Origin of the sequence: Nonomuraea sp. NPDC049750 (assembly GCF_040659625.1) — a bacterium.
GTDB lineage: Bacteria > Actinomycetota > Actinomycetes > Streptosporangiales > Streptosporangiaceae > Nonomuraea.
The window spans coordinates 769147-790877 of record NZ_JBFANB010000002.1 but is presented as its reverse complement, the minus strand read 5'-3'; the positions used below and the strand labels follow the sequence as shown (position 1 = coordinate 790877).

At 67.0% G+C, this 21731-nt stretch carries 21 protein-coding genes; 10 read left to right on the top strand and 11 right to left on the bottom strand.

What is annotated here, in order from left to right; genetic code table 11:
- Positions 1 to 145: 145 nt before the first annotated feature.
- Positions 146 to 562, top strand: a complete 417-nt coding sequence (locus AB0J16_RS08785; protein ID WP_358536158.1) for an SMI1/KNR4 family protein — start codon at positions 146 to 148, stop codon at positions 560 to 562.
- Here the strand turns inward: AB0J16_RS08785 and AB0J16_RS08780 are convergent.
- From AB0J16_RS08780 to AB0J16_RS08765, 4 genes are all read right to left on the bottom strand, one after another.
- A complete protein-coding gene (locus AB0J16_RS08780; protein WP_358536115.1) occupies positions 472 to 3408 on the bottom strand; it encodes a LamG domain-containing protein in 2937 nt (978 codons plus the stop codon). The two genes, AB0J16_RS08785 and AB0J16_RS08780, sit on opposite strands and share 91 nt — an antisense overlap.
- Positions 3405 to 5345 carry a DNRLRE domain-containing protein gene (locus AB0J16_RS08775; RefSeq protein WP_358536113.1) on the bottom strand — a complete coding sequence of 647 codons (1941 nt, stop codon included), beginning with the start codon at positions 5343 to 5345 and terminating at the stop codon, positions 3405 to 3407. The genes AB0J16_RS08780 and AB0J16_RS08775 overlap by 4 nt, the downstream gene beginning before the upstream one ends.
- Before the next feature lie 860 nt (positions 5346 to 6205).
- Positions 6206 to 6883 carry a GNAT family protein gene (locus AB0J16_RS08770; protein WP_358536111.1) on the bottom strand — a complete coding sequence of 226 codons (678 nt, stop codon included), beginning with the start codon at positions 6881 to 6883 and terminating at the stop codon, positions 6206 to 6208.
- A 149-nt stretch (positions 6884 to 7032) separates the two neighbouring features.
- Positions 7033 to 7419, bottom strand: a complete 387-nt coding sequence (locus AB0J16_RS08765; RefSeq protein WP_358536109.1) for a VOC family protein — start codon at positions 7417 to 7419, stop codon at positions 7033 to 7035.
- Positions 7420 to 7531: 112 nt separating this feature from the next.
- Between AB0J16_RS08765 and AB0J16_RS08760 the strand changes: the two genes are divergently transcribed.
- Both AB0J16_RS08760 and AB0J16_RS08755 read left to right on the top strand, forming a co-directional pair.
- Positions 7532 to 8089 (top strand): DinB family protein, encoded by a 558-nt coding sequence (locus AB0J16_RS08760; protein ID WP_358536107.1) that lies wholly within the window; start codon positions 7532 to 7534, stop codon positions 8087 to 8089.
- A 556-nt stretch (positions 8090 to 8645) separates the two neighbouring features.
- On the top strand, positions 8646 to 9035 hold the full coding sequence (locus AB0J16_RS08755; RefSeq protein ID WP_358536105.1) for a DoxX family protein: 390 nt from the start codon (positions 8646 to 8648) through the stop codon (positions 9033 to 9035).
- A 266-nt stretch (positions 9036 to 9301) separates the two neighbouring features.
- Here the strand turns inward: AB0J16_RS08755 and AB0J16_RS08750 are convergent, their stop codons facing one another.
- Both AB0J16_RS08750 and AB0J16_RS08745 read right to left on the bottom strand, forming a co-directional pair.
- Positions 9302 to 9511, bottom strand: a complete 210-nt coding sequence (locus AB0J16_RS08750) for a DUF397 domain-containing protein (protein ID WP_358536103.1) — start codon at positions 9509 to 9511, stop codon at positions 9302 to 9304.
- On the bottom strand, positions 9495 to 10445 hold the full coding sequence (locus AB0J16_RS08745; protein WP_358536101.1) for a helix-turn-helix transcriptional regulator: 951 nt from the start codon (positions 10443 to 10445) through the stop codon (positions 9495 to 9497). Before AB0J16_RS08745 ends, AB0J16_RS08750 begins: the two co-directional genes overlap by 17 nt.
- 419 nt (positions 10446 to 10864) lie before the next feature.
- Here AB0J16_RS08745 and AB0J16_RS08740 point away from each other — a divergent pair, with 419 nt between their 5' ends.
- From AB0J16_RS08740 to AB0J16_RS08730, 3 genes are all read left to right on the top strand, one after another.
- On the top strand, positions 10865 to 11338 hold the full coding sequence (locus AB0J16_RS08740) for an ATP-binding protein (RefSeq protein WP_358536099.1): 474 nt from the start codon (positions 10865 to 10867) through the stop codon (positions 11336 to 11338).
- On the top strand, positions 11335 to 11643 hold the full coding sequence (locus tag AB0J16_RS08735; protein ID WP_358536097.1) for a hypothetical protein: 309 nt from the start codon (positions 11335 to 11337) through the stop codon (positions 11641 to 11643). Before AB0J16_RS08740 ends, AB0J16_RS08735 begins: the two co-directional genes overlap by 4 nt.
- Before the next feature lie 112 nt (positions 11644 to 11755).
- Positions 11756 to 12628: an aminoglycoside phosphotransferase family protein gene (locus AB0J16_RS08730; RefSeq protein ID WP_358536095.1), complete on the top strand. Its 873-nt coding sequence runs from the start codon at positions 11756 to 11758 to the stop codon at positions 12626 to 12628.
- Positions 12629 to 12712: 84 nt separating this feature from the next.
- Here the strand turns inward: AB0J16_RS08730 and AB0J16_RS08725 are convergent, their stop codons facing one another.
- Positions 12713 to 12856 carry a hypothetical protein gene (locus AB0J16_RS08725; protein ID WP_358536093.1) on the bottom strand — a complete coding sequence of 48 codons (144 nt, stop codon included), beginning with the start codon at positions 12854 to 12856 and terminating at the stop codon, positions 12713 to 12715.
- 113 nt (positions 12857 to 12969) lie between these two features.
- Between AB0J16_RS08725 and AB0J16_RS08720 the strand changes: the two genes are divergently transcribed.
- The 3 genes from AB0J16_RS08720 (at position 12970) to AB0J16_RS08710 (ending at position 16393) form a co-directional block, all read left to right on the top strand.
- Entirely contained in the window at positions 12970 to 13677 is a 708-nt protein-coding gene (locus AB0J16_RS08720; RefSeq protein WP_358536091.1) for a DUF4386 domain-containing protein, read from the top strand.
- A 534-nt stretch (positions 13678 to 14211) separates the two neighbouring features.
- On the top strand, positions 14212 to 15792 hold the full coding sequence (locus tag AB0J16_RS08715; protein WP_358536089.1) for a protein kinase: 1581 nt from the start codon (positions 14212 to 14214) through the stop codon (positions 15790 to 15792).
- 100 nt (positions 15793 to 15892) lie between these two features.
- Positions 15893 to 16393, top strand: coding sequence for an NUDIX domain-containing protein (locus tag AB0J16_RS08710; RefSeq protein ID WP_358536087.1), 501 nt, complete (start codon positions 15893 to 15895; stop codon positions 16391 to 16393).
- Between the two features lie 30 nt (positions 16394 to 16423).
- On the opposite strand, the gene AB0J16_RS08705 is transcribed toward AB0J16_RS08710, so the two are convergent.
- Genes AB0J16_RS08705 through AB0J16_RS08695 form a run of 3 tightly spaced genes read right to left on the bottom strand, consistent with a single transcriptional unit; the run spans position 16424 to position 19541 of the window.
- The gene (locus AB0J16_RS08705) at positions 16424 to 17245 is read right to left on the bottom strand and encodes a carbohydrate ABC transporter permease (RefSeq protein ID WP_358429945.1); all 822 of its coding nucleotides are present in this window, start codon (positions 17243 to 17245) and stop codon (positions 16424 to 16426) included.
- Positions 17245 to 18174 (bottom strand): sugar ABC transporter permease, encoded by a 930-nt coding sequence (locus AB0J16_RS08700; RefSeq protein ID WP_358536085.1) that lies wholly within the window; start codon positions 18172 to 18174, stop codon positions 17245 to 17247. Before AB0J16_RS08700 ends, AB0J16_RS08705 begins: the two co-directional genes overlap by 1 nt.
- Complete coding sequence (locus AB0J16_RS08695; RefSeq protein ID WP_358536083.1) at positions 18171 to 19541, bottom strand: extracellular solute-binding protein; 1371 nt, start codon at positions 19539 to 19541, stop codon at positions 18171 to 18173. Before AB0J16_RS08695 ends, AB0J16_RS08700 begins: the two co-directional genes overlap by 4 nt.
- A 105-nt stretch (positions 19542 to 19646) precedes the next feature.
- Between AB0J16_RS08695 and AB0J16_RS08690 the strand changes: the two genes are divergently transcribed.
- Positions 19647 to 20858 carry an ROK family transcriptional regulator gene (locus tag AB0J16_RS08690; protein WP_358536081.1) on the top strand — a complete coding sequence of 404 codons (1212 nt, stop codon included), beginning with the start codon at positions 19647 to 19649 and terminating at the stop codon, positions 20856 to 20858.
- Here the strand turns inward: AB0J16_RS08690 and AB0J16_RS08685 are convergent.
- Positions 20836 to 21729, bottom strand: coding sequence for a hypothetical protein (locus AB0J16_RS08685; RefSeq protein WP_358536079.1), 894 nt, complete (start codon positions 21727 to 21729; stop codon positions 20836 to 20838). The two genes, AB0J16_RS08690 and AB0J16_RS08685, sit on opposite strands and share 23 nt — an antisense overlap.
- Positions 21730 to 21731: the final 2 nt, after the last annotated feature.

The following is a 21731-nucleotide window of genomic DNA, read 5'->3' as shown; positions in this document are numbered from 1 at the left end:
CGATAGCCGGGCCGCCTGGCTGACCCACCGCTGAAAACACGCAGGTGGCCCAAGTCAGTACGCGACCCAACCACCCTCACGAAACATCGAGGCTAGCTTTGTGCTGCACGTGCAGCAGCCACTCGAAACGGGGTATTTTTTTTACATGAGTGCCCAGTACGCATGGTCTGAACGCTTCCCTGTAAGGCCTCCGGTTACCAAAAGTTCTGATTACCCGACAGTCAGTCCACTCGGCGATCTGCATCCCCCGGCTACCGAAGCAGAGGTCCGCCAGCTTGAAGAGCGGCTGGGCATGGAGCTGCCGCCAGGTTACCGGCAGTTTCTCCTGTTCGCCAACGGGTGGGGCAGCGACGATGACTGCTGTCTGCTGCGTGTCAAAGAAGTCGGCTGGCTCCGCGATGTCGATCCCCCGATCGCCGAGAGCTGGTCAGCACCCAAGCGGGAGAACTCATGGAGCGTGCCGGACGAGCTCTACGGGATGCGCTTGGGCTGCTCAGTGCCGAGGACAGCCCTGCTCGGCGGATTCGGGACCTCGTACTCTCCTTCACGTTTAGGCGGGTAGGTACTCTTGTTCGTTGCGGGGTTGAGAGCGTCCTTGATGTGCTGGGCTGTCTCTGGGAATTCCGTGCCGCTTCTGGTGGACATAACGAATACGCGTTTCGATCTGGTGTTGATGCAGCCGCCGACGCGATCCTCGACCTGCGGGTCACCCGCGCCGAACGCGAGGCTGTCGCAGCGGAAGTGGGGCATCCATCGCTTCCAGCCCGCGGGCACGTCCTTACCCTCGCGTGCGACGCCGACCCACTCGCCCTTGACGTCAATGACCTTCTGGCTGAAGAGGGGCAGGCGCAACCACTCCCGCCCAAGGTCGGTGTAGAGCACGACCTCGGGATGGAACGCGCAGGTGATTACGCCCGGATTATCGATGGCCGTTCGAATGTTGAAGGTATCGTACGGGCTGGATTGCCATGTAGAGATATCCTTCTTCTTTTCTCCGTCGCCAGTAGTGCAGCCCTCATTTGTGAGAGGAGGATCCGGAATATCCAGTCTCGTTGTGATGGGCAGGTCGCTCAACTGGTTCCCGGGCTTGACCACATGCCCGTCTTCACCGATGAGCGCGAAATCATCGAGCTGGATGAACATCTTCATGTCCGTCGGCTTGATGCCGGTTCCGGCCCCATCCACCACACCGGTTCCGGTCGCGTTTCCGAGATAGCTGTGGATGACTACCGTGGCCCGGAAGCGGAGGGCGAGGTCTTCATCGAACGGCTCATCCAGCTGCTTGCAGGCCCAATTGAGGACCGGATTCTTGAACAGGCTTTTACAGCCGGCTTTCACCAATCTGCCGCTCGACTCGTCCTCTACGTAGTCGTTTACTTGGAGGTAGGAGGACCAGCAGGAGTTGTACGGCAGTTCGCGGATTCGCGCATCGTACTCGCCATGCCCGGTTTCGCTTCCGCTGACCTGGCATGTTTGCAGATTGATGCGCTCGTAATCAAAGTCGCCGGTCGCAGCCACGGCCTGGGTAGACGCGGTCTCCTGCTGTGCGCGCACAGCCACAGGCGTCAGAGCCGGGGCCATCACACTGGCGACCTCATCAGCGCTGAACGGGCGTTGGTAGATTTGGACCTCGTCGATGCTCCCTGCCATCGCCGCGCCGATCCGTAGCGAGGCCTGGGCGTTCCAGGCGGGGAAGGACAACTGCGCGGTCCCGGACTGTGCCCCGTTCAGGTACAAGGTGGCTGTGCGGGTGTCCGCATCGTACACGCCCGCTAGGTGGAACCACTCATCGACGGGCGACTCGACCCCGGACAACACGCCTTCGACCGTCGCACTGGTGGCGTCAGTGCTGGTGAAGGTGAATACCAGACCATGATCGGCGGTATTGCCGAGGCGGAAGGGCGCCTGGTGGGTGCCCTTCTGCTCGAGGACGATGTAGTCGCCATCCTTATTGCTCCAGCGCAGCCAGGCGGCCGTGGTGAAGCTCTGGTCGCTGCGGATCGCCGGGCCGGAGGTCTGGGCCAGGGGCTCTTCGCCGGGTTGGGTGACGTCGATGGTGACCTGTTGCCAGTCTGACCAGGCCGAGGCGGCCTGGTCAGAGACCGCGCGCAGGCGCCAACGCACCTTCCATCCGTCAGCCAGCTTGCCCGCCGGGACCGCGATGCTCACCTGGGTGCCGGAGGCCACGCTATCCACGGCGCCAGTCCAGATCTGGCCGGTGCCCTGCCCGGTCGCGGCCGGGTCGTGCTCCATCTCGGCTTCGGCCCGCAGCGCCTGGCCAGTCGGGTGGGTGAGCGTGGCCTGCAGCGTGGGGGTGAGCGCGGTGGTCACCGTCACGCCCTCCACCACCTTCGACGGGGTGACGGTCAAGCCAGTGGCGGTGGGCTTGGGCAACCTGACAGTGAAGGACTGCCAATCCGACCAGGCAGAGGCGGCGGTGGCCGAGACCGCGCGAGCCCGCCAGCGCACCTTCCACCCGTCGGCCAGCTTGTCCGCCGGGACCGTGATGTTCGCCTGGGTGCCAGCCGGGACGTTGTCGGCGCTACCGGTCCAGATCTGGCTGTTCCCTTGGCCTTCGGGTGCGGCCGGGTCGTGCTCGATCTCGGCCTCGGCCCGCAGGGGCTTCCCGGCGGGGTCGCTCACCTGGGCCAGCAGGGCCGGGGTGACGGTGGGGGTGACGGTGGTGCCGTCTACCTGCTGGGACGGGGTGACCTGGAGCGCGCCCACGGCCGGTTCGGAGACCGGGTCCGGCACATCGACAGTCAGGGCCTGCCAGTCCGACCACGGCGATCCGACTGTGGTGGCGGTGTTGATCGCGCGGGCCCGCCAGCGCACCTTCCACCTGTCGGTCAGCTTTCCGTCGGGGACGGTCGCCGCGGCTTGGGTGCCGGAGGCAACGTTGTCGACAGCGCCGGCCCAGATCTGGCCGGTGCCCTGTCCGGTCGCGGCCGGGTCGTGCTCAACCTCAAATTCGGCTCGTACTGGCTGTGCGGCCGGGTCGGTGACCGTGGTGCGCAGGGCTGGGGTCAGGCTGGTGGCCGTGGTGACGCCGTTCACCACCTGAGAGGGGGTGACTGCGAAGGCGCCGACCGTCGGGTTGGGCACATCCACGGTGGCCGTCTGCCAGGACGACCACGCCGAGGCGGTGGCCGCGGTGACATTGGCCGCGCGGGCCCGCCAGCGGATCTTCCAGCCATCGGCCAGCTTGCCCGCGGGGACGCTTACCGTGGCCTGCCCGCCGGAGGCGGTCACCGCAGAGGCGCCGGCCCAGATCTGGCCGGTGCCCTGTCCGGTCGCGGCGGGGTCGTGCTCGACCTCGAACTCGCCGTTGAGACGGCCGCTCGCGGTGTCGGCGACGGTGGCGGCCAGTTGCGGGGTGAGCGAACTGGTCACGGTGATGCCGTTCACGCTCTGTGCCGGCGTGATGGCGTGATGGCGAGGTTCGAGACGACCGGGTTCGATACCGGCCCGCTGGTGGTGATGGTCAGCGTGGGCGGCTGGTTGAAGTCGGTGTCTTCGGAGGCAGTGAGGTAGCGCCAGTTGTTCGCGGTGCCCTCGGTCGGTGACTGCACCACCAGGCCGTGGTCGGCGGCTCCGGCGGCCCAGTCCTGGGCGATGCCGGTGACGTTCCACTCCAGGCGCTGAGCTCCGCCGGAGCAGGCGAGGTCGTAGCCGGCCTTGTTGATCTGCGCGTCCTCGGTGGTCGCGGCCGGCTTGTTCGCCCAGTAGAGGTTGTCGATGTTCCAGGCGCCGGTTACTCGGCGAACCTGAAGGCCGTCACCGACCGACGCTCCACAGGCCGAGCTTTCGAAGTTGTACAGCGACGCCTTCGCGTCGGTCACTGTCTGGCCCTGCAGACTTCCGGTGGGGAAGCGCAGGTACGAGCGCATTTTCTGGTCCTGCTGCACGCCGGCGATCATGATCGGGTTGCCGGGGGACGCCGGCCAGTCCACCGTGTCGGTGCTGGCGAGCGTGACGTCCTCACTGCTCGTCGACGCCGCCAGAGGCTGTATCCGGACCGGGTAGGTGGTGGCGGAATCGGCCAGGAACCGGTGATCGGGTTTGAGCACCAGCTCGGTGCGGCCATCCTTGGTGGCCACCTCGGTGTTGACCTTGGAGCTCTCGGCCAGTGTGTGACGGCCCTTGGCGCTGCCGTCCCACATGGACGGCTGTGGTGCCGAGGCGACCAGCTTCTTGTCCTTGCCCTTCAGCAGCAGCCGGCCGGCCTTGCCCTCGGACAGGGTCAGGCCCTCGTCTTCGACGCCGATGCGCAGCTCCAGCGGCTTGGACGGCCGCTGACGCAGCACCACCTCATGCCGGAACCCGGTCGGCAACACCGTCACCACCAAGTCGGCGCCCACGCCCGCGGCGTCGATGTAGGTGACGACACTGCCCTTGACCGTCGGCTTCGGCAGCGGCGTCGGCCAGCGCAGCGCGTACGACTTGCCGTCGACGGACATCTTCACGAACGGGTCCGTGCCGCCGGCGGAGATCTCCACGGCCGTGTCCTCGGCGATAGCCTTGGGCCGCAGCTTGCCGCCCTGCTCGGCCAGCGTGGTGTCGATCGACGCCCAGCCGGTGCCCTGCCTGGTCCGCACCGGACCGGTCGTGACCTCGGTCTTGAACGTCTTCCCGTCAGGCTGGGCGTAAGTAATGCTGGTGGCGGTCGTCTCGTCGACGACCTCGACGGGCTTGCCCTGCGTGGCCGCCGACTGAGAGGCGGCGATCCGCGCCTGCGACGGCACGTTGGAGATCGCGTTCCTGCTCTTGCCGCCGATCCAGGCCGCGGTGTTGCTGAGCGATGCGTTGTGACCGTTGCCGGACGAGTCGGCGGCAGTCTTTCCAGCGCCCTCGTCGAACGTCCAGTTGGCGGCCGCCTGATCGATGGTGCGGAAGGACCAGGTGTAGGGAACCATCTCATTCTCCCACGCGTCGATCGCTCCTGAGACCTCGACGGTGTACATTGCGCCGGGGTGAAGCGGCTGCATGGGAGTGAAAGTCGCGATCTTCTTGGTGGCGTCCAGCAGGGTAGTGCCCTGGATCTGGGCACCCTGCGTGCTCTTCACCACGAACTCTGGATCGAAGATCTCCTCCGAGAACGTTACCCCGAGCTGGGAGCCCAGGGAGACATCGGTGGCGCCGCTGCTCGGCTCTGTCGCCACTACCCGCGGCGGTGTCGTGTCCTCACCGTCTGGATTGGTGGTGTCGTCGCTATCGCCGGGATCCGGCACTGCGGGGGAGAGCTTGTCGACTCCGATCAAAGTGCCTCCGCTGTCCCGCTGCCCTTCATTTGCAGCGATCAGCTCATCGCTCAGCGGTTCGATCAGCTCGTCGAGTTCTGGCACGTAGACGGATTTGGTAAGAGCTTCCTCGTATTCTGGGATCGAGGTGAGCGGCTCCCGTGAGGTGGTAACCACCGTTGCCAGGCGTGGCGGCCTCTCATGTGGGGATGGCGTGTCTGCCAAACGATCTCACCCTCGACACCGACCGCTGCGATTTGCCCGAAACCCGCGAATGCGGCCCACTGGCCATCTTCGCTTACCGCAGACGCATGCCCACGGAATATCTCCTCATCCTCGGATGCGCCGGTCAGGTCGACTCCGTCGGGCGGCGCAAAACGTGCGACGACCTGCAAGTCTTCATCAGCAGCGACGCAGAGTCATCGATCCCGGTAACGCACCAGCCTCCCCTTATCCGGGTCGGTGACCCTGCCGTATCACCGGACCCCTCAGCGATCAACGCTGCCGTGACATCGACATGTTCAACTTCCGCTGGATTCGGCATTCGGCGATGTTAGCGTCTCGCTTCGCCAACCGGCCTTGGACGACCGCTTGGCTCCCGCACCCAGCGCCGCGCTCCCCGCTATGAACTGGGGAAAGTCAACAAGCGGCCCACGGCCCTGACCGACAAACGCGACCTCGAAGGTTAAAGAACAGACTTAGGGCCCACGCGGTGCAAGAAGTCGGCCACCCCGCGAGCTCCGAAATCACCTCAGTCACCGTCTCCCGCGTCACCCGCAGCCGCGACCACGCCTCCCGCTCGACCTCCAGACGAGCGGTCAACTCCGCGATCCGGGACTCCAACTCCTCCACCCGAGCACGAGCCGCGGTAGAAGGACGTCACCCCGGCCACAGCCCCCATCAGCGAACTTGCAAATCAGCGCTTCCGACGGGAGGAGTCACACCCTCCCTGGAAGGTTTGTTGGTCAGTCGGCTGGTGGTGGGCCAATCCCGAGGACTGGCAGGCAGTCGCCGACGGCGACGAGTTCGATGTCGTCGCGCCGTCGCTTGATCCACTGCTCCCGGGTCAGCCGCCACCGCCTGATCTCTGCCGGCTCGCCGCGCCGGGTGTCCCAGTCGACGCCGTTCGGCACGTAACCCAGTGCCTGCGAAACGCGGTTCGAGGCGTGGTTGTCGACGAAGGCATCGCTGCCCGCCTCACGGGCCCCGAGCCCGTCGAAAGCCAGCTGCAGCACTGCCTGCCGCATCTCCTTGCCCAGGCCGCCGCCCCGAACGTCCGGGCTGAGCCAGGAGAATGTGGTGACCGTGCCGAACGCGGCGAAGTCGCGGCCGATCAGATCCTGCATGCCCACCGGTTCGCCGTCGACGACTACGACGAAGTACAGGCGCCACAGGCTCTCACTGACCTGGCCCCGGCCACGCCACACCGCCCGCAGCCAACCCCACTCGCGCTCCGGGCTGTCCGCATAGAGGGACATCGGATCGTCGAAGGGCCACGGGGGCTTGACGGCCACACCCTTGCGCACCGTCGGGACCAGGCGTTCTAGGAGCTCATCTGTCGCCCCGAGCAAGGACAGCCGAGGTGTGTGCACCTGCACGTTCAGCGGGGGATACGCGGACAGAGGCGAGCCAGTCGTCGGCATGGGCGCAACCGTACGGGCCGACCGGCACGGCGCGCATCACATATTCGGCCCAGCCCCTGAGCACGCCTTCGCCTCGTGCACTGTCACAGGCCATCGACAGTCGAGACGCCCACTCCGGCCCCCACCCGCCTGGTCTACCAGCGGCAGACTCAGGGCCAGGTCTTGGCCTCGGACTCGAACACCGCGCGGTCGCTCTCCACAGGCAGCACGCACATGAGATGCCCGCCGGGGACGCGCAGGGTACGGCACTCCTGCCACCGCGCCACCTCACTCGCGCCCAGGGAGAGCAGGCGCCGGGTCTCCGCCTCGACGTCGTCGGTCTCGATGTCCACGTGGAAGCGGGGCGCGTCGTCGACCGACTGCACGGCCACGAGCGGGCCGGGCTCGGGCAAGGCACCGTGCAGCGAGATGAACTGCTCCTCGGAAGGCAGCGGACGAGCCGTGGCCCCCAGCGCCGCAGCCCAGAACGCGGCCGCCGCCTCAGCCTCCGGCGTGGGGGTGTCGATCAGGAGGGCGTACACACGACTGCGATGCATGGTGATCATGCTAAGTGATCGACTTCGTCAATCCTTCGAGGGTGATGCGGCGGGGTTCGGTACGGCAGGCTGGTGGTCGCAGCCAGGTCTCCGTTGTCTGTAGTGTGCCGAAATGACAAGAAGCGAGCGACTCGCGGACCAGCTGGACCGGCACTGGCACAAGAACCTGCGGCCGCGGCTGGACGGTCTTGCAGATGAGGAGTACTTCTGGGAGCCGGTGCGCGACTGCTGGAGCATCCGCCCACGTGACACGTCGGCCACACCGATGTCGGCAGGTTCAGGGGAATGGATGATGGACTCCGCGTCCCCCGCCCCGGTGCCGGCGCCGGTGACCACGATTGCATGGCGGCTGGCGCACATCATCGTCTCCTGCCTCGGCTATCGGGTCGGATGGCACTTCGGCGGCCAGGACGTCGACTCCCAGACATTCGCCTACGCGGGGACCGCTGACGAGGCGCTAAAGCAGCTCGATGACATGTATGGGAGATGGAACGCGGGGGTCCGCGAGCTCTCGGACGCTGACCTGGAGAATCCGCCCCCGGTGGGTCCCGAGCAGTTTCCCATGGAGGGCATCGTCCTGCACGTCAACAGGGAGCTGATCCATCACGGCGCCGAGATTTCCCTGCTGCGCGACCTCTACCGCTGGCAGGACGGAGCTGTACCGCGCTGAATATGACTTTCCGGTAACCGGCGATCGAGCTTCGGAACCCGCAAAACCAACCCTGCCAGACGATCTACACCTCAGGCTGCCGCCCACCACCAGCCCGAGCACCCGAACGGCCCTCACGCCACCACCCTGATCAGCTACTTCAAGATGGCGCAGCTTCTCTGTTCATGTCGCTCAATCTGGCCAGCAGGTCCTCGAGGCCGCCCGAAAGAATCCCTCGACTTCGTCTGCGATCTTTATGTGACCAACGCCGACCGTTGAAGCCAGTCGGAGTCTTGGGACCATCCGGCCGGAATTGCCTGATAAGCCGTCCTCTGCACGATCGGGGGTACGCCGACATGCGAGCCCGACAGGCGCCGGCGAGCGATGTGGACATGGTCGTGGACCCCCGCCAACGCGGTCTGACCAGCCCGTTGGCACCACAGGTGGGCGACCTTCACCACCTCATGCACCTGGCGCTCAACCGATGTGACGCCATCCCTGGCGTCGACCGACGGAGCCATGACCCATATCGCACGCCGGGCATGTCACGTTCCCGGCAGCTCATCTCGTCCGTGTAGTGCGCAACCGGCCTATCACTCGCACGGACAAGGGGACCATCGTGTTCGCCGCCTACCTCGTGATCACTCTCCTCGCCTCGGCCGTCGTCGGCCTGGCCGCCATCGCCAACCTCATCGGCCATGAATACCCCAAGAAGCAGGCGGACCAGCTTCGCGTGCCCCGTTCCTGGATGCTCCCGCTGGGCATGATGCTGGCGGCGGGCTCGCTGGGACTGCTGGCCGGGTTCGCCGTTCCGATGCTGGGCCTACTCGCCGCCGCCGGCCTCGTGTTGTACTTCCTCGGCGCGTTCTGCGTACATCTGCGGGCTCGTGACCACCACTTCGGCGCCTGGTCCGTGTTCTTCACGCTGGCGGCGGCCGCCCTGGCCGTGAACCTGGCCTACTACTGAGTCCCGGCCCAAACCAGCTCAGTTCGTCCCCGACGCCTCAGCCCGCAACCCCCTTGAACCCCAGAACCAGGCTCTACATTCAGTCGTGATCTACCGCCACAGACCTGTCAGCTCTCTCGGGTGAGCGACTGACCAGGAACTATAGGTCAGGGTTATCAGCACCCCTGCGACGCCCGTCACACGCTGCTCCGCCTGACCATTCCCCTGCCTCGGCCCGCGCCAGGGGCGCGGCATTATGTGCGTCTTCCCTTGGCGGATTTATCACATCACGGGAGGTCGAACTCCCCATTCTTGGCTCCTCCGATGAACGCCTTCCATTCACCGGAGTTGAAGACAAGACTCGGGCCGCTAGGGTTCTTGCTATCCCTGACGGCGACATGATCGCCAACTCGGGCGATCTCCACACACTGTCCATTGGCACTGCTCAGCGAACTCTTTCGCCAGCGTGCTTGCGTCAGATCAAGCTCGTCGTGCATCGCTACCTACCCCTTGGGAGTCTGAGATGAACCGAACGGAATCGGTTGGACTCGCCGCAATCTCTTGAAGGTTGCCAAAATCTAGTGTATATCGAGACACTTCGGATTCCCGTTCCACGAAGAGATCTCCCGCCGCCGAGTCGATGTAGACCACGTCCGCGTCGGTCTCGGGGGGAAATTCCAAGATTGAGAACGAGCCGGTCATACCTGGGTGTGCCCCTGCCGAGTAGGGAATGACCTGGAATGACACGTTGGCGAGTTTGGACATCTCCGCGATGTGATCGATCTGCTCCTCCATGACAGAGCGGTCGCCAACCAGTCGTCGGATGGCTGCCTCATCGACGATCGCGGACAGGTGAAGTCGACCTTCTCGGAGAAGTGATTGGCGAGCCAGGCGGACCGCGACGCGACTCTCTACCTCGTCTTCAGAAGCCCCTCTCAAGCCCGCGCCGATTACCGCTCGCGCATAACGCGCCGTCTGGAGAAGACCCGGGACAAGCAGGCTCTCGTAGTTGCGCACCGACGCCGCATCTGCTTCGAGGCCGATGTAGGTTGAATGCCGGGGTGGCAACACGTCCCGATATGCCTCCCACCATCCCCTCTCCCGAGCTTCGCGGGCCAGGGTAAGCAATGCCTCGGCTTCCGTTTCCGGAACCTTGTAGAGCTTCAAGAGCGTACGCACATCCGCCGTTGACGCTCCACGGCGCCCGGTTTCCATGCGGCTCAGCTTCGTTGCATGCCAGTTCCCGGCGGCAGAGACCTGGTCAATGCTCAGTCCGCGCTGTTCACGGAGACGGCGAAGCTCTGCGGCCAATCGCCGACGCCGGACGGTAGGGCTCTGGCTTGTCACACGATCATCCTCTCGGTGCGGCAGCAGCAGTCTCCCACGCCAAGGGTGAATCAGTGAGATAAAGGTAGCAACTGACTTACCCATGGCAGATTCCGCTTGAATGGCAGTTGCCAAAACTCTGGAAACGACTGCACACTATGCACGTGCTCACACGTGCGCATGAGTGTTGCCGCTGAATCGACGTCGCACATCAACTCGCCGCACGTCTGCTCAATGACCAACCGGAGGAGGGGTCTTTTATGCGTAAATTCGACTACGAAGAGTAGCTATTTATAAACTTAGTGCGACTTTAATGGGATCTGTCGCAATTCGGGCTGTCTCACGCGGTGGAGTGTCCATCGACGGTTGAACCGTTCATCGCCATACGCACAGCGCGGGGTCTTCTGTACGTGAGAGCGGCTTTGAGAGGTCAGCAGTGAATCTTCACGTGGGGTCACGGTCGGGGTCGATGAGTGGATGCGTACGACATGAACGCGGCTACGCAGGTTCTGGGAGGTGGCGCGGTGAACGAGCGGTTTCTTGGTGAAGTCGTGTTGCCGGGGGTGGCGCAGTCGGTGGCGGTGGCTCGTCATTGCGTCGGGGAGATGCTGGCAGCGGCAGGGCATCGGGTTGTGGAGGATGTGCAGTTGATCGTGAGTGAGTTGGCCAGCAACGCGCTGATTCATACCGCTTCGGGGCTGCATGGTGGGGTGATGACGGTGGAGGTCGTCGCCGTTGATGCCGAGATCGTTCGCATCGAGGTGACCGACGACGGGGCGAACACCGTTCCTCGATCGCGCGCGTCCGGCGATGACGACTGTCACGGGCGCGGTCTGTGGCTGGTCGAGCAGATCGCGCTCAAGTGGGGCGTGCGCCTGTTGGGCGCGGGGCAGCGCGCGGTCTGGGCGGAGACGTTCACGGGTCAGGCCGTGCCTGTCTTCGCCGGGGAAGGCGTGATGGCCGGGGTCGCGCGCAGAGGGCCTGAGGTGAAGAGGTGAACTGGGTACTCGGCCCCTGGCAGTTTCCCCCTCATTGCACAGCGCCGCACGTGTCCGCTGTCCAGTCGCGCTACGAGGAGCTGGCATGGAACGCTCCACGCGGGGGTGAGCCGGACGGCCGAGTAATGCAGTGGACCTGCGACTGCGATGAGGTCTTTTACGAACTGATCGCGCTCGGCGGGTTGCGGTTCATTCGCAGGACAGCTCTCCGGGCCGGGAAGGCCGTCATTCATGAGAGTGAACGCTGGTCCTTCCATGTGGCAAATGCCATGTGGAGCGCACTGATTTCCGGGCATGTCAGATGAAGTATGAGAATCCCGAAGCCGCGTGGACCATGAACTTGGGCTTGGTTAGCAGAGCTGAGAACAGGGCCGCGACCTGCGGTAGTCTCAAGCCCTTTCCTTCCCTTTGCTGGACGTGACCGTTCTTGTCCTCGGGTCTGAGGAACAGAAAGGGCGACGCGAGCACATGACGGCTGGCCGATGCACTCACAGCCTCGAATTCAGCGACGACGTCGTGATCAAGCGCTACACATCATGGGGGCGAGGAGAGCCCCACCGGGAGTGGGCTGCACTCACACTGCTCGCCGAACACGCGCCTGACCTCGCACCCACGCCTTTGGACGCCGCACTCGACGCTCACCCACCCACGATCGTGATGACCAGGCTGCCCGGCCGTGTCCTGCGCGGCGAGCATGCCACGGACGAGCAGGTCAGCGCGATGGCCACCGCCGTGAACCGATTGCATCAGGCAATCCCTACTCGGGTGGTGGAAGGAGTCGCCCCCGCCTCCTGGGGGCCCGCCGCAGCTCTGAACAAAGCCCGCGTCTGGGCCGACAAGCGACCCGACCTCGGCGCGAACCCCCTTGTGCGGCACGCCCTCCAAGCGGGATCCGCCTGGCTGGCATCCAGCGATCCTGACCAGCTCGTGACGAACCCCCATCCGCCTGTCCTCGGGCTAGCGGATGGCAACCACGCGAACCTGCTGTGGGACGGACACGAGCGACGCTTGCGGCTTATTGACTGGGAAGACTCCGGCCGCAGCGATCGCGCCTTCGAACTTGGCGAGGTAACCGAGCACATCTCCCGCATCGACGGCGCCCTGGACGCCGAGCAACTGCTGGCTCACATCGACCTGGCCCCGGGGGAAGCCGAGCGGGTGCGGGGCTTCCGCCGCCTGATCGCGCTGGGCTGGTTTCTCCAGCTCGGCCCCGATGGGCCGGCGACACCTCATAACCCGATGGGCACCCTGGACCGCCAGGCCGAGAGGGTTCTGCGACTTTTCCGCTAAGTCGCGTACGTCTCCACATTGATCGGGGCTGCCCCGCCGTGGTCCGCTCCAACCAGCCGACCAGGCGAAGCGTTTCTTGGAAGGCTAGAGCGACATGGCCTCGACATCGAGGTCGGCGGCGAGGCGGCGCATCGTCAGCGACTTGGTCCCCTCCGCATCCGCCAGGACGACCGCATCCGCCAGCACGCGCTCGCGGCTGAGCGGCTCGCGGAATGCCTTCGCTGCCATCGGCCTTCCACCCCCTTGTCGGCGTCTTACATCGTAAGTTACCTTACGAGGTAAGGCACACAGTCGATCTGTCGCTGGCCGCCGCGCCGACACGGCCCGCAAGGAGAGCCACCATGCACGCGCTGATCCGCACCGCCCGCACGACCGGGCTGCTCTACCTCGGCCTCGCCGTCACCGGCGCACTGGGCTTCCTGCTCATCCGGCCGCAGCTCTTCACGGCCGGCGACCCCGGTGCGACGCTCGCCCACCTGGTCGACCACGAATCGCTCGCCCGCGCCGGGGTCGCCTTAGAGCTGCTCATCGTCGTCACCCAAGCCCTCACAGCGACATGGTTCTACCGCCTGTTCCGCACCGCACACCCGCTTGCCGCCGGCGGTATCGCCGCCCTCGGCCTCATCAACGCGGTCGCGATTCTCTCCAGCGCGGCGCTGCTCGCCACAGCGGTCCAGGTCGCGCTCGCCCCGATCGGCGACGCAGCGGCCGTCGTCCAGGTCCTGTACCTGGTCAGCGGCAACCTGTGGGGCGTGGGAGCAGTGTTCTTCGGCCTGTGGCTCATCCCCATGGGCTCGTGCGTGCTCCGCTCGGGCTGGATGCCCCGCCCGCTCGGCTGGATTCTCATCGGCGGCGGCATCGGCTACCTGCTCAGCGCGTTCGTCGGATACCTCGCCCCCGGCGCACAGGGCATCGCAGACGCTCTCACCGTCCCCGCGACCGTAGGGGAGCTCTGGATGGTCGGCTACCTGCTGATCCGCGGCGTCCGCCGTCACGCGCTCGACCAAGCCCCGTCAGGTGCGCCCACGGCGGCACCCGCAGCGGGTTGACGGGTCCCAGGCCGCTACGATCACCAACGCGACCCCCACCTCATCGCCGCCTGGGGGTCAGACCCACACGCAATCGGCCGTTGACAGCAGGCTCTCCTCATCAATCCAGCTTCGGATTGACTGTCACTCCAAGCTGGCAGCGTGTATGGCTGGCGACGTTGACGGCCCAACAAGGAGGCATCCCCCACGGGTCGGTCTCGGGGATACAGGCTGAGTTGGTGCCGGTTTCGATGAGTTGCCGCCGTGCTCAGTCCGCTCCAACCAGCCGACCAGGCGAAGCGTGCTTGGAAGGCGGTCCGAGCGTAGCGAGGCCCTTCAGGGGGCGGGCGTCAGCCCGCCTGGGAGGACGCCCGGAGCGAAGCGGAGGCCCTTTTGAAGGCGGCAGTCGAACCGGCGCGACTCCGCAGTAAGTGCCCACGCGGCAGCACGGACCCCTAATATCACTTCTGTCCGCATAGGCCCGATAGCGGAGGAAGCAGTGGGCGGCCCCGGGACCGAGAACACGTCTGGACGTGCGCGAAGCGCGGCGGTCCGGTGACGCTGCTCGCGGGCCGCTATCGGCTGCTGTCGCAGCTCGGCCAGGGTGGCATGGGCACCGTCTGGCGGGCGATGGACGAACTGCTGCGGCAGGAAGTGGCCGTCAAGGAGGTCCGGCTGCCTCCGGACCTCGACGAGGCGGCACGTACTGAGCTGGCCGAACGCACGTTACGCGAGGCGCGGGCCGCGGCGCGGCTGCGTTCCCACCCGTCGATCGTCACCGTACACGACGTCGTCCTCGACGGCGGCCGGCCGTGGATCGTCATGGAGCTGGTCCGCGGACGCTCCCTCGACCAGGCCGTACGCACCAACGGCCCGCTGCCCCCGCGCCAGGTGGCCTGGATCGGCCTCCAGATGCTCGGCGCGCTCGGCGCCGCGCACGCGTCGGGCGTACTGCACCGGGACGTCAAGCCGGCCAACGTCATGCTCACCGACGACGGACGGGTGCTGCTGACCGACTTCGGGATCGCGACCGTCGCCGGGGACGCCGCGCTCACCCAGACCGGCCTGCTCACCGGCTCCCCCGGCTACATCGCCCCCGAGCGCCTGCGCGGCGAGACCGACGGCCCGCTCGCCGACCTGTGGTCGCTCGGCGCCACGCTGTTCACGGCGGTGGAGGGCGGGCCGCCGTTCGCCCGCGCCAACCAGGCCGCCGTGATGGCGGCCGTGCTCATGCAGCCGCCCGCCCCCGCCCGGCTGGCCGGCCCGCTCGCCCCCGTACTCGCCGCGATCCTGGAGAAGGATCCGGTACGGCGCTGCGCCGCCGGCCAGGCGGCCGACTGGCTGAACGCCATCGCCCAGGGCACCGTGCCAGCTCCGTCGGAGGTGGGCCCGGCGCCCGTTGGACCCTCGTTCAGGACGGGACCCTCGCCCAGGACGGGACCCTCGTCCGGGACGGCCGGAACCGACCCGGCCCTGCACCGCGAGCGGACCCAGGCCGGCGCTGTGCCCAGGCGCAGCCGCGTGCCCCTCATCCTCCTGGGCGCCGGGCTGGCGGTCGTGCTGGCCCTGGCCGCAGGGGTGGTGGTCTTGGTGCGGGTCCTGCCGAACTTCACCGCCACCTTCAGCGAAACGATCGGCGACACCTCCACCCCGGCCCCGACGTCCCGCTCGACGGGGGCCGCCCAGGCGCTGTTCGGGCGCGACTTCGAAGCGTGTGGCCTGCTGACCAACGCCCAGGCGCGCTCACTACTCGGCGGCGCGGTGAAACGCCAGTACCAGACAGGCACTGCCTGCATGTGGACCCGGTCCGACAACGGCGCGTTCGTGAGCGTCACGGCGAACCGCCTGCGAGACGCCTCGGTCGCGCGCCTGACCCAGAAGCAGGAGGTCAAGACCATGAAGGAGGAGCCGAAACGCTACCCGGGGACCAAGGTCCGCAACGGCCCGGACGTGGGCGACGAGGCGTACAGCTTCACCAGGGGCGAATCCGTCGTGGACACGATCTACCGGACTCAGATCTCGTTCCGCCTCTCGAACGTCTGGGTGATCGTCTACCACACGGGCCGGCAGCCGGGGTTCACCACCGCCGACCGTACGGCCAAGCTGGTAGTCAAGGCCCTCGACCGGCATCGCTAGTCCCGAAGGGATACCCCCCAAGGACCCCGGCCACGACGGACCGTCTTCTCCCCCGGCCCCTAAGGACCCCAGCCACGACGGACCGTCGTAGTCTCACCCCATGCCGATCAAGAACTCGCACTGTTCCTTCTGCGGCCAGGCGTTCGCACCCGACCAGGCGTGGCCGCGGGCCTGCGCAAGCTGTGGCAACACCGCCTACCTCAACCCGCTGCCCGTCGCGGTGCTGCTGCTGCCCGTGGACGACGGCCTGCTGGTGGTCCGGCGCGGCATCGAGCCGCACCGGGGCGAGCTCGCCCTGCCCGGCGGGTTCATCGACGTCGGCGAGAGCTGGCAGCAGGCCGCCGCCAGGGAGCTGTACGAGGAGACGGCCGTAGTCGTCGACGCGGACCGCGTGCGGCTGTTCGACGCGCACAGCGCTCCTGACGGCACCCTGCTGGTCTTCGGCCTGGCACCGCCGACCGTCTCGGCCGCCTTGCCGCCGATGGTGCCGACGGCCGAGACCATGGAGTGGTCGGTGATGGGCGAGCCGCGGGAGCTGGCCTTCCCGCTGCACACCAGGGTCGTCTCCGCGTACTGGGAACGCCGCTCAGCCCTTCACTGAGCGGTGGTGCTCAGCTCTTCACCAAGGCGCTCAGCCCTTCACTGATCCGGCGAAGCTGAAGGAACCGGCCAGGTACTTGTTCACGGCGACGTAGAGGACCACGGCCGGGGTCGTGTAGATGATCGAGAAGGCGGCCAGCTCACCGTAGGCGACCTGCCCGTACTGGGAGAAGAAGGTGTAGATGGTCACCGCCGCCGGCTGCTTCTCCGGCGTGTCGAGGAGGACGAACGGGGCGAAGAAGTTCCCCCACTGGCCGACGAAGACGAAGATGGCCACGACCGCCACTCCGGGCGCCATCAGCGGCCCGACGATCCTGAGCAGCGACTGCACCCAGCCGGCCCCGTCGACCCAGGCCGACTCCTCCAGGCTCACCGGGACGCCGTCCATGAAGTTCTTCATCATCCAGATGGAGAACGGCAGCGAGCTGGCGGCCAGGAACAGCACCATGGCCGGGATCGACCCGTACAGGTTGAACCGGAAGAACATCGAGTAGACCGGCACCATGATCGCCGTGACCGGCAGGCCGGTCGTGAACAGCAGCGTCAGCATGAAATGCCGCTTGAAGCGCAGGGTGTAGCGGGACAGGGGGTAGGCGGCGAGCCCGGCGACGATCACGGTGAGGATCGCCGTGCTGCCGGAGATGAGGATCGAGTTGATGATCGGGTGGTAGATGGTCTCCCAGGTCAGCACCGCGCTGAAGTTCTTGAGCGAGAACTGGAAGGTCGGCTGCGCGGCCAGGTTGGCGTCGGGTTGCAGCGAGGCCAGGAGCACCCACAGGAACGGCCCGAGGAAGGCCAGCGCGATCACCGCGAGTGAGATGAGTGCCGCGCCACGGGCGGCCAGGCGCGTCATCAGGTATCCACCTTGATCAATCGCAGGTACACGAGGGAGAACGCGGCGCCGATGACCAGCATCACCAGGGCCATCGCGCTGCCGTAGCCGATCTCGAAGTAGCGGAACGCCTGCTCGTACATGTAGAGCGGGGTGGTCTGGCTGTCCGTGCCAGGACCGCCGCCGGTGAGGGCGTAGATCAGGCCGAAGCTGGCCAGGGTCTGCAGCGTGATCAGCATGAGGTTCGACAGGATCGAGCGGCGGATCAGCGGCAGGGTGATGTGCATCAGCCGCCGCCAGGTGCTCGCCCCGTCCACCGCCGCCGCCTCCAGCAGCTCCCCCGGTACGTCCGACAGCGCGGCGGAGTAGACCAGCATGGAGAATGCGGTGCCGCGCCACACGTTGGCCAGGATGATCGCGATCATGGGCGCGCTGTAGAGCCAGTCCTGGGAGAAACCGAGGGCGGCGAGGGCCTCGTTGAGCGTGCCCTCCTCGGCCAGGAAGGAGTACCAGCACGCCGCCGCGACCACCTCGGGCACCACCCAGGCCGCGATGACGATGCCGTTGACCACACTCCTGACCGCTCGTCCCCGGCCCCGCTGGAGCAGCGCGATGATCAGGCCGAGGGTGTTCTGCCCGATGACGGCCGAGCCGATCACGAAGACGAAGGTCAGCAGGAGGGAGTTGCGGAAGTCCTCGTCGCTGAACATCTTGACGAAGTTGTCCACGCCGATGAACTGCGAGTTCACCGACGCGGCGCCGGTCAGCGTCTCGTTGGTGAAGGCGATGTAGACGCTCCACAGGATGGGCCCGACCATGAAGATCACGAACATGATCAGGGCGGGCCCGAGCGGCAGCAGCCAGCGCAGGGTGCGCCGGGCCCGCCGGCGCGGCTCCCCCTTGTCAGGGGAGCCGGCCAGCCGTGGCGGCGTCACGGACGTGACGGTCATGAGCCGGGGATCACCTTGTCCGGGCCGCCGACGACACCGGGCAGCGCGTCGGCGTACTCCTTGGCCGCCGCCTCCGGGGTCTTGGAGCCGGTCGTCATCGCTTCCATGACCTTCTGCACCTCGGCCGAGACCTTCGGATAGACCTCGTACGCCGGGCGGTAGTGCGTGACCGACGCCAGATCGGACCAGAACTTCACGCTCGGGTTGTCAGCGGTGTACTTCGGGTCTGCGGCCACGTCCTTGCGTGGGGCGAGGTCACCCGTGCCGACGGAGTACAGCAGCGTGTTGTCCTTGTTGGTCGCCGTGGCGATGAAGTCCCACGCGTCCTTCTTGTCCTTGGCGTAGGAACTCATCGCCATGACCCAGCCGCCCGACATGCTGACGGCGCCGGGCGCCTGACCGTTCTGGGTCGGCATGGCGGTCCAGCCCATCTTCTCGGCCCACTGCGGCCACGGTTTGGTGCTGGTGGGCCGCCAGCTGCCCGACATCCAGGCTCCGTCGAGGTCGATGCCGATCTTGCCGTTGGGGAACCAGTCGAGCCCGATCTTCTCCCCCAGCTTGGGGTTGAACGCGTCGGCCTTCTTCGGGCCGAGGTCCTCGCGGTAGATCGTGTTGATGAAGGCGAGCGAGTCGGTGAACGCCTTGCCGGAGGAGACCCACTTCTTCTGGGTGTCGTCGTAGAGCGTGCCGCCGGGGGTGCCGTAGAGCAGCATCTCGAAGCCCTGCATGGTGGCGGCCTCGCCGTGCGGCTTGGTGGAGTACATGCTGAAGGGGACGACGCCCGGCACCTTCTGCTTGATCGCGCGGGCCGCGGTCAACACGTCCGCCCAGGTCTTGGGCTGCCACGGCAGCTGGATGCCGGCCTTGGTCAAAATGTCCTTGCTGTACCAGAGCCCTCGGGTGTCGGTGCTGATCGGCACACCGTAGATCTTGTCGTCGGGGCCCTTGGCGGCCTGCTTGACCGAGTCGGGATACTGGGTGGCCCAATCGGGCCACGTCTTCAGGTAGTCGTCGAGCGGGGCCAGCTTGCCGGCGGCGACGTCGGCGTTGACCTGGAAGGTGTCGTGGAGGTACACGTCCGGAGCCGACTCGGCCGAGCGGTTCAGCAGGGCGAGCTTGGTGTAGTAGACCTCGTTGCCGCCCTGGACCGCGGTCAGCTTGATCGTCACGCCCTTGTGCGCGGCTTCGTACTGCGTCTTGGCCTGTTTGAGCATTTTCTCCAGGTGCGGCCAGGAGGGTTCCACCTTGTAGAGGACTTCGATTTCCTTGGCCCCGTTGGCGCTCTTCTGCGGCGTGTCCGCACCACATGCGCCGGCCGTGGCGGCTAACGCGACTGTCAGGATCGAGGCCACCATCGCTCGTCTCATGGGACTCCTTCTCACCGGCCCACAGAACTGACTTGACGAGACGGTAAATCTTTTTGATTTATTAAGTCAACGACGGAAGCCCAAAAACACGGGGAGCAGTCATACATGCAGAAAGGGACAAATCTCCCGAAAGTAGGCCATTTCAATCGGGCCGTCGTCCTGGAGGCGATCCAGGTCTCGGACGGCATCAGCCGCGTCCAGATCGCCGGGCGCGCCGGGCTCACCGCCCAGACCGTGTCCGTCATCGTGCGGCGGCTCCTGGAGGAAGGTCTCGTCATCGAGGACGGCTCGCTCCCGTCCCGGGGCGGCAAACCGCGCACGATCCTGCGGGTGGACCCGACCGCCGGCTACGCCGTCGGCATCCACTTCGATCCCGGCGAGATCTCGTACGTGCTGGCCGACCTGGCCGGGCAGCCGGTCGCCAAGCTGCACACCGCCGTACGGCCCGGTCTCGCGCCCGACGCGGTCATCCGCCAGATGGCCCGCACCGCCCGCAGGGTGCTGCGCGAAGCGGACGTACCCGACCGCAAGGTGCTGGGCATCGGCCTGGCCTGTCCCGGACCGCTCGACGCGGAGGGCATCATGAACGTCCCGCCGCGCCTGACCGGATGGGACCACGTGCCCATCAAACGCCTGCTGGAGCAGCACGCCGGCTTCCCGGTGACCTCCGACAACGACGCCACGGCGGCGGCGATCGGCGAGCGCTGGGCCGGGGTGGCACGGGCCGCGCCGAGCTTCGCCTACCTGTATCTGGGGACCGGTATCGGCGGCGGGCTGTTCCTCGACAACCAGATCTACCGCGGCCGATCCCTCAACGCCGGCGAGTTCGGCCACATCACGGTGGCGCCGGACGGCCCCGACTGCTACTGCGGCAACCGCGGCTGCGTCGAGGCGGTCTGCTGCCCGAGCGCGATCGAGGCGACCGTACGGGCGCGGCTGGCCGAGGGCGCCGAGAGCACACTGACCGCCAAGGGGCTCGACCACGCGGCGATCTGCGCGGCGGCCGCGGCCGGCGATCCGCTCGCCGGTACGGTCATCGGCCAGGTCGCGGCCCGGCTCGCCGACGCCGCCGTGAGCATCGTCAACATGCTCGACATCGACCTGCTGGTGCTGGGTGGTCCGGCGATGCACGAGGTCGCGGACGTCTACCGTCGGGCGGTCGCGGCGGCCGTGGCCACCCGGCCCCTGGCCCGCCGCCTCCACACGGTCCAGGTCGAGACCTCCCCCATCGCCGCCGACGCCGCCGCGATCGGCGCCGCGTCGCTGGTCTTCCACGCCACGTACGCCCCCCGGCTCAGTACGCTCCTGAACCGCTGACCTCCAGGCGTCCGTACGGTCGCGTACGGGCGCGGACCACGTGACCGGCGCGGATCTCCACGTCCAGCAGCACCGCGTCGTCGTCGAGAGGGCAGCTCAGGGCGAAGGCCGTGTCGTCGAACCGGCCCGCCTGCCGCGCCCATTCGAGCCTGACGACCGCATCGGCGGCAAGCGCCGCGGATCGGGGCGGCGGCACGGACGGGCCGTCCAACGGCCGGCCCCACGGCGCGCTCACTCCCTCGACGCGCTCCAGGTAGAGCCGTCGCAGCCATGTCGGCGTGGCCAGTTCGGCCAGTACGGCCAGCGCCGCCGCGTCGTCCGGCACCACCACGACGGCCGCCTCGTCCGGCGCGGCTACGTCGGCCACCGCAGCACCAAGGGCGGGGCTTGGCGGCGCGAGGGGGTCTACGCGCAGGACGATCCCCATACGGCCGTCCGCCGCCGGGACCGACAACCGCCCCGAGGCGTGCGCCGGGTCGAGCCAGGTGATCGAGCCGAACGACACGGAATTTATCGCACCGGCCATCTCGCCGCCCGAGGGCTGGCCCAGGTCCGGCCCGGTGGCGCAGCCGGACGACGCGGAACCTGGCATACCGGTCACCTCGCCGCCCAAGGAGCCGCCCGAATCCGGCCCGGAGGCGGTGCCGGAGGTGGAGCCTACCGCCGCGACCAGCTCGCCGAGCGTCGCGCAGACCACGGCGCCACCGGTGGGACGGGCGGCGAGCCAGCCACCACCGGAAGGCGAGACCCGCACCCCGGGCGACGGCCGCACCCGGGTCACCGCGCGAGCCACCGCCGCACGGGCGCCCGGCCCCGCCACCCAGGGCCGCGCCCAGTCCGTGTCCCCGCGTTCACCGCAAGCACCGCACATCA

What these genes read in the sequence shown, in the direction of transcription:
- AB0J16_RS08765 (WP_358536109.1), bottom strand. Translation starts at nt 7,419, where the DNA reads ATGCATCGCAGTCGTGTGTACGCCCTCCTGATCGACACCCCCACGCCG.
- AB0J16_RS08700 (WP_358536085.1), bottom strand. Translation starts at nt 18,174, where the DNA reads ATGACCGTCACGTCCGTGACGCCGCCACGGCTGGCCGGCTCCCCTGAC.
- AB0J16_RS08785 (WP_358536158.1), top strand. Translation starts at nt 146, where the DNA reads ATGAGTGCCCAGTACGCATGGTCTGAACGCTTCCCTGTAAGGCCTCCG.
- AB0J16_RS08705 (WP_358429945.1), bottom strand. Translation starts at nt 17,245, where the DNA reads ATGACGCGCCTGGCCGCCCGTGGCGCGGCACTCATCTCACTCGCGGTG.
- AB0J16_RS08745 (WP_358536101.1), bottom strand. Translation starts at nt 10,445, where the DNA reads ATGGGTAAGTCAGTTGCTACCTTTATCTCACTGATTCACCCTTGGCGT.
- AB0J16_RS08770 (WP_358536111.1), bottom strand. Translation starts at nt 6,883, where the DNA reads ATGCCGACGACTGGCTCGCCTCTGTCCGCGTATCCCCCGCTGAACGTG.
- AB0J16_RS08720 (WP_358536091.1), top strand. Translation starts at nt 12,970, where the DNA reads ATGCACGCGCTGATCCGCACCGCCCGCACGACCGGGCTGCTCTACCTC.
- AB0J16_RS08695 (WP_358536083.1), bottom strand. Translation starts at nt 19,541, where the DNA reads ATGAGACGAGCGATGGTGGCCTCGATCCTGACAGTCGCGTTAGCCGCC.
- AB0J16_RS08760 (WP_358536107.1), top strand. Translation starts at nt 7,532, where the DNA reads ATGACAAGAAGCGAGCGACTCGCGGACCAGCTGGACCGGCACTGGCAC.
- AB0J16_RS08750 (WP_358536103.1), bottom strand. Translation starts at nt 9,511, where the DNA reads ATGCACGACGAGCTTGATCTGACGCAAGCACGCTGGCGAAAGAGTTCG.
- AB0J16_RS08685 (WP_358536079.1), bottom strand. Translation starts at nt 21,729, where the DNA reads ATGTGCGGTGCTTGCGGTGAACGCGGGGACACGGACTGGGCGCGGCCC.
- AB0J16_RS08690 (WP_358536081.1), top strand. Translation starts at nt 19,647, where the DNA reads ATGCAGAAAGGGACAAATCTCCCGAAAGTAGGCCATTTCAATCGGGCC.
- AB0J16_RS08710 (WP_358536087.1), top strand. Translation starts at nt 15,893, where the DNA reads ATGCCGATCAAGAACTCGCACTGTTCCTTCTGCGGCCAGGCGTTCGCA.
- AB0J16_RS08725 (WP_358536093.1), bottom strand. Translation starts at nt 12,856, where the DNA reads ATGGCAGCGAAGGCATTCCGCGAGCCGCTCAGCCGCGAGCGCGTGCTG.